Consider the following 6,929-nt stretch of genomic DNA (forward strand, 5'->3'; position numbering starts at 1 on the left):
GGTGGCAACGACCTCATCAACGGCGGCAGCGGCAACGACACGCTGAACGGCGACGAGGGCAACGACACCATCTACGGCGGTGACGGCGAAGACGTCATCAACGGCGGTGCCGACAACGACCACCTCAACGGCGACGCCGGCAACGACACGATCAACGGCGGCTCCGGTGCCGACGTCATCTCCGGCGGCGACGGTGCCGACGTCATCAACGGCGACACCGGCGCGGACACGATCAATGCCGGCAGCGGCAACGACACGGTCAACGGCGGCGACGATGCCGACTTCATCAATGGCGAGGACGGTGACGACCTGCTGAACGGCGGGCTCGGCAACGACTTCATCCTCGGCATGGCCGGCAACGACACGATCCACGGCGACGCCGGCAACGACGAAGTCAACGGCAACACGGGCAACGACAGTGTCTTCGGCGGCGACGGCGACGACACGGTCCGTGGCGGTCAGGACAACGACTCGGTGTTCGGCGATGCCGGCAACGACTGGGCGACCGGCGAGCTCGGCAACGACCAGGTGTTCGGCGGCGCGGGCATCGACACGCTCCGCGGCGGCCAGGGCGACGATCTGCTCAGCGGCGACGACGGGGACGACTATCTCCTCGGCGACCGCGGCAACGACACCCTGACCGGCGGCTCCGGTGCCGACGACTTCATCTTCGAGCAGGGCAAGGAAGGCCACGACATCGTCACGGACTTCGTGCAGGGCGTCGACGACCTCTCCTTCGACGTCGACCTGATCGGGCCGGTGAACGCGCCGACCGGGGCGACCTTCAACGGGGTGTCGTTCTTCGACCTCGACGACATCCTGGCGATCAGCACCAACGTCGACACCAACAGCGACGGCACGGTGGACGCGATGAAGATCACCTTCAGCGCCAACACCTCGATCACCATCAAGAACATCACCACCGACTCGGTGCTGTTCTCCGACTTCCTCCTCTACTGAGCCGGAACGGACCGGCCGCTCCCTTCGGGGCGGCCGGGTCCGACGACGAAGGGGCCGGCGGGCGACCGCCGGCCCCTTTGTCTTGCCACCCGTTCGCTGTGCCGAATATTGGTCGCCCCGCCGGGGGTGCCGGCGGGGCGTGGGACCGCCCCCCGACGCGGCCGTTCCGCGCCAAGCGGCGAAGGGATGGGGGGAGAGGGCTAGAGCGCTTCGCTCCCGGTCTCGCCGGTGCGGATGCGCACCGCGTGCGCGATGTCGAGGACGAAGATCTTGCCGTCGCCGATCCGGCCGGTGCTGGCCGCCTTCTGGATCGCATCGACGACCGGCATCGCCAGGTCGTCGTCGACCGCGACCTCGATCTTCACCTTGGGCACGAAGCTGATGGCGTACTCCGCCCCGCGGTAGATTTCCGTCTGTCCCTTCTGGCGGCCGAACCCGCGGACCTCGCCGACGGTCAGGCCCTGGACGCCGAGCGCCGTCAGCGCCTCGCGCACGTCGTCGAGCTTGAAGGGTTTGACGATCGCCATCACCAGCTTCATGGTCCGTTCCTCGCGCCTCGGGCTCCTGCCCAAAATCTATTCAAGAAGCGTGCCGATCCGGTTGCCGGCGCCGCGGCCGATGGCCGGGTGGACAGCGACACGCCCCTCGCGCCATCCTGCCGCCATGACGCAAGCGCAGCGCGTGGAGGCCATCGTCGTCGGCGGCGGCCTCGTCGGCCTGACCGTCGCCGCGGCCTTCGCCGGGGCCGGCATCGAAACCCTGGTGGTCGACCGCGAGCCGCCGGCCACCGTCCTGGCGCCGGAGTTCGACGGCCGGGCCTCGGCCATCGCCTACGGGTCGCGGCGCATCCTCGAGGGGATCGGCCTGTGGCCGCTGGTCGCCGACGCCGCCGCGCCGATCCGCGAGATCCGCGTCGTCGACGGCGGGTCGCCGCTCTTCCTCCACTACGACCATCGCGACGTCGGCGACGAGCCGCTCGGCCATATCGTCGAGAACCGGACGATGCGCTTCGCCCTCCACCGCTTCGCCGCCGGCCGTCCCGGCCTGCACCACCTCGCCCCCGACCGCGTGCGAGCGATCGCGCGCGACGCCGACGGGGTGACGGTCGAGCTGGCGGCGGGCGGGCGCTGGCGCGGCCAGCTCCTGGTCGCCGCCGACGGCAAGGCGTCGGAGACGCGGCAGGCCTGCGGCATCGGCATCCGTGCGCAGTCCTATCGCCAGACGGCGATCGTCACCACCGCGGTCCACGAGGCGCCGCATCGCGACGTCGCCATCGAGCACTTCCGGCCCGCCGGCCCGTTCGCCATCCTTCCCCTGCCGCCGGCTCCCGGCCAGCCGAACCGCTCGTCCCTGGTCTGGACCGAGCGCCCCGACCTCGCGCCCCGCCTCGTCGCCCTGGACGACGCCGCGTTCGCGGCCGAACTCGCCGCCCGCTTCGGCGACCATTGGGGCCGGGTCGCGCCGGCCGGCCCGCGCTTCACCTATCCGCTCGGCATCCAGTGGGCGGACCGTTTCGTCGACGATCGGCTCGCTCTCGTCGGCGATGCCGCCCACGTCATCCACCCGATCGCCGGCCAGGGCCTCAACCTCGGCATCCGCGACGTCGCGGCGCTGGCCGAGTGCATCGTCGACGCCCGTCGCCTCGGCCTCGACATCGGCGCCGCCGGGGCGCTCCGCCGCTACGCCGACTGGCGGGTCGCCGACACGGTCCTGCTCGGCGCGGTGACCGACGGCATGAACCGCCTCTTCTCGAACGACCTGCCGCCCCTGCGCGCGGCGCGCCGCCTCGGCCTCGCCGCGGTCGAGCGCCTGCCGCCCCTGAAGCGGCTCTTCATGCGCCACGCCATGGGGGTGATGGGGTCGCAGCCGCGCCTCGCCCGCGGCCTGCCGCTCTGATCCCACCCCCCTCGCTCGCCCGCCGGACGCGCGCCGGCGACGCGGGTGCCTTGAACGGGCGGCGGCGCATCTCTAATAACTCCCCATGGACCAGCCGGCGGCAGCGGCGCTGCCCTTCCTCAAGATGCACGGGCTCGGCAACGACTTCGTGGTGATCGATGCCCGGGCGGGCGGGATCGCCGTCGATCCGGCGCGGGCGCGCGCCATCGCCGACCGGCACCGGGGCGTCGGCTGCGACCAGCTGATCGTCATCGAGCCGCCGGCGAGCAGCCTCGCCGATGCCTTCATGCGCATCCGCAATCCCGACGGCAGCGAGGCCGAGGCCTGCGGCAACGCCACCCGCTGCGTCGCCAGCCTGCTGATGGCCGAGCGCCGCTCCGGCCATGCCGTGGTCGAGACCGTGGCGGGCCTGCTCGACGCCCAGGCGGTGGGCGACGGGCGCATCGCCGTCGACATGGGCCCGGCCCGCCTCGACTGGCGCGAAATCCCGCTCGCCCAGGCCTGCGACACCGCCCATGTCCCGGTCGCCCTCGGCCCGGTCGCCGACCCGGTCGCGACCAGCATGGGCAACCCGCACGCCACCTTCTTCGTGCCGGACCTGGCGGCGATCGCCGTCGCCGACCTCGGCCCGGTGCTGGAGCGCCACCCGATGTTCCCCGAGCGCGCCAACATCGGCTTCGCGCAGTTGCTGGCGCCGGGCCGGCTGCGCCTGCGGATGTGGGAGCGCAGCGCCGGGATCACGCTCGCCTGCGGCTCGGGCGCCTGTGCCGCGCTCGTCGCCGCCACCCGCCGCGGTCTCGTCGACCGCAAGGCGGAGATCGTGCTCGACGGCGGCGCGCTCGAGGTCGAGTGGCTGCGCGACGGCCACGTCCTGATGACCGGTCCGGTCGCGACCGCCTTCCGCGGCACCATCGATCCCTCGCTGCTCGCCGCCGCATGACGGTCGAGGTCGTCACGTTCGGCTGCCGCCTCAACGCCTACGAAGCGACGGTGATGCGGGCCAACGCCGCCGCCGCCGGGGCTGCCGACACGGTCATCGTCAACACCTGCGCGGTGACGGCGGAGGCCGAGCGCCAGGCGCGGCAGACGGTGCGCCGCCTGCGCCGCGAGCGGCCCGGGGCCCGCATCGTCGTCACCGGATGCGCCGCCCAGATCGCCCCCGAGCGCTGGGCCGCGATGCCCGAGGTCGACCGGGTGCTGGGCAATGCCGACAAGCTGCGCCCCGGCGCCTTCGCGCCCGGCGCCCCGGACCTCGCCGTCTCCGACATCATGCAGGTGCGCGAGACCGCCGGGCACCTGGTCGAGGGCTTCGACGGCCGCGCCCGGGCCTTCGTCGAGGTGCAGCAGGGCTGCGACCACCGCTGCACCTTCTGCATCATCCCCTACGGCCGCGGCCCGAGCCGCTCGGTGCCGGTGGGCGCCATCGTCGCGCGCGTGCGGACGCTGGTCGCCGGCGGCATCCGCGAGGTGGTGCTGACCGGCGTCGATCTCACCGCCTACGGCGCCGACCTGCCCGGCCGCCCGTCGCTCGGCCAGATGACCCGGCGCCTGCTGGCGCTCGTCCCCGAACTGCCGCGCCTCCGCCTTTCCTCCCTCGACCCGGCCGAGATGGACGAGGACGTCTTCCGCCTCCTCGCCGAGGAGCCGCGGCTGATGCCGCACCTCCATCTCAGCCTGCAGGCGGGCGACGACCTGATCCTGAAGCGGATGAAGCGGCGGCATTCCCGCGCCGTCGCCGCCGCGGTCGCGGAGCGGGCACGCCGGCTGCGCCCCGACCTCGTCCTCGGCGCCGACCTCATCGCCGGCTTCCCGACCGAGGACGCGGCGATGTTCGCCAACACGCTGGCCCATGTCGGCGAACTCGGCCTGACCTGGCTGCACGTCTTTCCCTATTCGCCGCGGCCCGGCACGCCGGCCGCCCGCATGCCGCAGGTGCCGGGCCCCGTCGTCCGCGAGCGCGCGGCCCGCCTGCGCGCGGCCGGCGCGGACGCCGCCGCCCGCTATCTCGCCGGGCGGGTCGGGTCGGCGGCGAGCGTCCTGGTGGAGACCGGCGGCCGCGGCCACGACGCGCATTTCGCGCCGGTCGTGATCGCCGGCGGCGAAGCGCTCTCCGGTCGCGTCGTCGACGCCCGCATCACCGCCACCGGCCCCGACGCCCTCATCGCCATCGCCGCATGACCGACACCGAACAGCCGGAGAAGCGGGGCTGGTTCCGCCGCCTCAAGGACGGGCTCGCCCGCACCTCCTCGCGCATCGCCGAGGGCATCGGCGCCATCTTCACCAAGCGCAAGCTCGACGCGGCGACGCTGGAGGAGCTGGAGACGCTGCTCATCCAGGCCGATCTCGGGGTCGCCACCGCCGAGACGCTGGTCGCCGGCCTCCGCCGCGAGCGCTTCGGCCAGGAGGTCTCGCCCGAGGAGGTGCGCGAGCACCTCGCGCGCGAGGTCGCCCGCATCCTCGAGCCGGTCGCCCGCCCGCTCGTGCCGCAGCGCCGGCCGCACGTCGTGCTGGTCGTCGGCGTCAACGGCAGCGGCAAGACGACGACCATCGGCAAGCTCGCCCGCAACTGGCGGGCCGAGGGCAGGCGCGTCGTCATCGCCGCCGGCGACACCTTCCGGGCGGCCGCCGTCGAGCAGCTCCAGGTCTGGGGCGAGCGCGCCGGCGCCCCGGTCATCGCCGGCGCGCCCGGCGCCGATGCCGCCGGCCTCGCCTTCGACGCGCTGCAGCGCGCCCGCGCCGAGGGCGCCGACATCCTCGTCATCGACACCGCCGGCCGCCTCCAGAACAAGGCCGGGCTGATGGAGGAACTGCGCAAGGTCGTGCGGGTCCTGAAGAAGATCGACCCCGAGGCGCCGCACGACTGCCTGCTCGTGCTCGACGCCACCGTCGGCCAGAATGCCCACCAGCAGGTCGAGATCTTCAAGGAGATGGTCGGCGTGACCGGCCTCGCGATGACGAAGCTCGACGGCACCGCCAAGGGCGGCGTCGTGGTGGCGCTGGCGGAGCGCTTCGGCCTGCCGGTCTACGCGGTCGGCGTCGGCGAGGGCGCCGACGACCTGCGCGCCTTCGACGCCCAGGTCTTCGCCCGCAGCCTGATGGGCCTGGAGCCGATCCGGTGAAGGCGCAGCTGAAGGCGATCGTCGACTATGGCCCGCTCGCGGCCTTCCTCGTCGCCTACTATCTCGGCGGCATCATGGCGGCGACGGCCGCGGTGATGGTCGCGACGGTCGCGGTGCTGGTGCTGGCCTGGGTGGTCGAAAGGCGGCTGGCGACCATGCCGCTCGTCACCGGCGCCATCGTTCTCGTCTTCGGCGGCCTGACGCTGCTGCTCGAGGACGACACCTTCATCAAGATGAAGCCGACGCTGGTCTATCTCCTCTTCGCCGCCGTGCTCGTCGTCGGCAGCCTCGTCGGGCGGCATCCGCTCAAGCTCATCATGGGCGGGTTCATGAACCTGACCGAGCAGGGCTGGCGCGGCCTGGCGCATCGCTGGGCGGGCTTCTTCCTCGCCATGGCCGCCCTCAACGAACTGGTCTGGCGCACCCAGACGACCGAACTCTGGGTCAACTTCAAGGTCTTCGGCCTGATCGCGCTGACCGTCGCCTTCACCATCGCCCAGCTTCCCTACATGCGCCGACACGCCGTGCCGGAGCAGGGCGGCTGAGCCGCTCCGGTCAGGGGTGATCGCCGCCGCTGCCGGGCGGGTTGCGCCGCGGCACCGGCACCGTCTCGCCGGCCGCCTCGCGGTGGTGCCGCAGGGCCCAGTGGACGGACGGAAAGGCGAGACGGTCCCAGGGGATCTCGTCCCAGGCGAAGAGGCGCACCTCCAGGCTTTCGGGGCCGGCGGCGAAGGCCGGCTCGACCAGCCGGGCCCGGTAGATGAGCTGCACCTGGCTGATGCGCGGGATGTCGTAGACGGCGAGCAGGGCGTCGACGGCGATGCGTGCCTGGGCCTCCTCCCAGGCCTCGCGCATGGCACCCTCGGCCGTCGTCTCGTGCAACTCCATGTAGCCGGCCGGCAGCGTCCAGAAGTCGCGGCGCGGGTTGATCGCGCGCCGGCACAGGAGGAACCG

The 6,929-nt window shown here is 73.0% G+C and carries 8 protein-coding genes; 6 read left to right on the forward strand and 2 right to left on the reverse strand.

Translation table 11 applies throughout. The features are described from left to right. The coding region (locus ACE3Q3_RS21960) for a calcium-binding protein (RefSeq protein ID WP_374449577.1) at positions 1-960 on the forward strand (960 nt) is incomplete at its 5' end. Between the two features lie 200 nt (positions 961-1,160). Here the strand turns inward: ACE3Q3_RS21960 and ACE3Q3_RS21965 are convergent. After that, on the reverse strand, positions 1,161-1,499 hold the full coding sequence (locus tag ACE3Q3_RS21965) for a P-II family nitrogen regulator (protein WP_374449579.1): 339 nt from the start codon (positions 1,497-1,499) through the stop codon (positions 1,161-1,163). A 142-nt stretch (positions 1,500-1,641) separates the two neighbouring features. On the opposite strand from ACE3Q3_RS21965, the gene ACE3Q3_RS21970 reads away from it, so the two are divergent. The 5 genes from ACE3Q3_RS21970 to ACE3Q3_RS21990 all read left to right on the forward strand — a co-directional run bounded on the left by ACE3Q3_RS21970 (position 1,642) and on the right by ACE3Q3_RS21990 (position 6,520). Then, the gene (locus ACE3Q3_RS21970) at positions 1,642-2,856 is read left to right on the forward strand and encodes a UbiH/UbiF/VisC/COQ6 family ubiquinone biosynthesis hydroxylase (RefSeq protein WP_374449581.1); all 1,215 of its coding nucleotides are present in this window, start codon (positions 1,642-1,644) and stop codon (positions 2,854-2,856) included. Positions 2,857-2,941: 85 nt separating this feature from the next. Further along, positions 2,942-3,796: a diaminopimelate epimerase gene (gene dapF / locus ACE3Q3_RS21975; RefSeq protein WP_374449584.1), complete on the forward strand. Its 855-nt coding sequence runs from the start codon at positions 2,942-2,944 to the stop codon at positions 3,794-3,796. Continuing rightward, entirely contained in the window at positions 3,793-5,034 is a 1,242-nt protein-coding gene (mtaB, locus tag ACE3Q3_RS21980; protein ID WP_374449586.1) for a tRNA (N(6)-L-threonylcarbamoyladenosine(37)-C(2))-methylthiotransferase MtaB, read from the forward strand. The genes dapF and mtaB overlap by 4 nt, the downstream gene beginning before the upstream one ends. Continuing rightward, complete coding sequence (gene ftsY, locus ACE3Q3_RS21985; RefSeq protein ID WP_374449588.1) at positions 5,031-5,975, forward strand: signal recognition particle-docking protein FtsY; 945 nt, start codon at positions 5,031-5,033, stop codon at positions 5,973-5,975. Before mtaB ends, ftsY begins: the two co-directional genes overlap by 4 nt. Continuing rightward, positions 5,972-6,520, forward strand: coding sequence for a septation protein A (locus tag ACE3Q3_RS21990; protein WP_374449591.1), 549 nt, complete (start codon positions 5,972-5,974; stop codon positions 6,518-6,520). Before ftsY ends, ACE3Q3_RS21990 begins: the two co-directional genes overlap by 4 nt. Before the next feature lie 10 nt (positions 6,521-6,530). Here the strand turns inward: ACE3Q3_RS21990 and ACE3Q3_RS21995 are convergent. Further along, positions 6,531-6,929, reverse strand: a 399-nt coding sequence (locus ACE3Q3_RS21995) for an NUDIX domain-containing protein (protein ID WP_374449593.1), incomplete at its 5' end; no start/stop codon positions are given.

It is taken from the genome of Allostella sp., assembly GCF_041913585.1.
Taxonomy (GTDB): Bacteria; Pseudomonadota; Alphaproteobacteria; order ATCC43930; family Allostellaceae; genus Allostella.

Coding starts and splice junctions, on each gene's coding strand:
- ACE3Q3_RS21965 (WP_374449579.1), bottom strand. CDS start 1,499: ATGAAGCTGGTGATGGCGATCGTCAAACCCTTCAAGCTCGACGACGTG.
- dapF (WP_374449584.1), top strand. CDS start 2,942: ATGGACCAGCCGGCGGCAGCGGCGCTGCCCTTCCTCAAGATGCACGGG.
- mtaB (WP_374449586.1), top strand. CDS start 3,793: ATGACGGTCGAGGTCGTCACGTTCGGCTGCCGCCTCAACGCCTACGAA.
- ftsY (WP_374449588.1), top strand. CDS start 5,031: ATGACCGACACCGAACAGCCGGAGAAGCGGGGCTGGTTCCGCCGCCTC.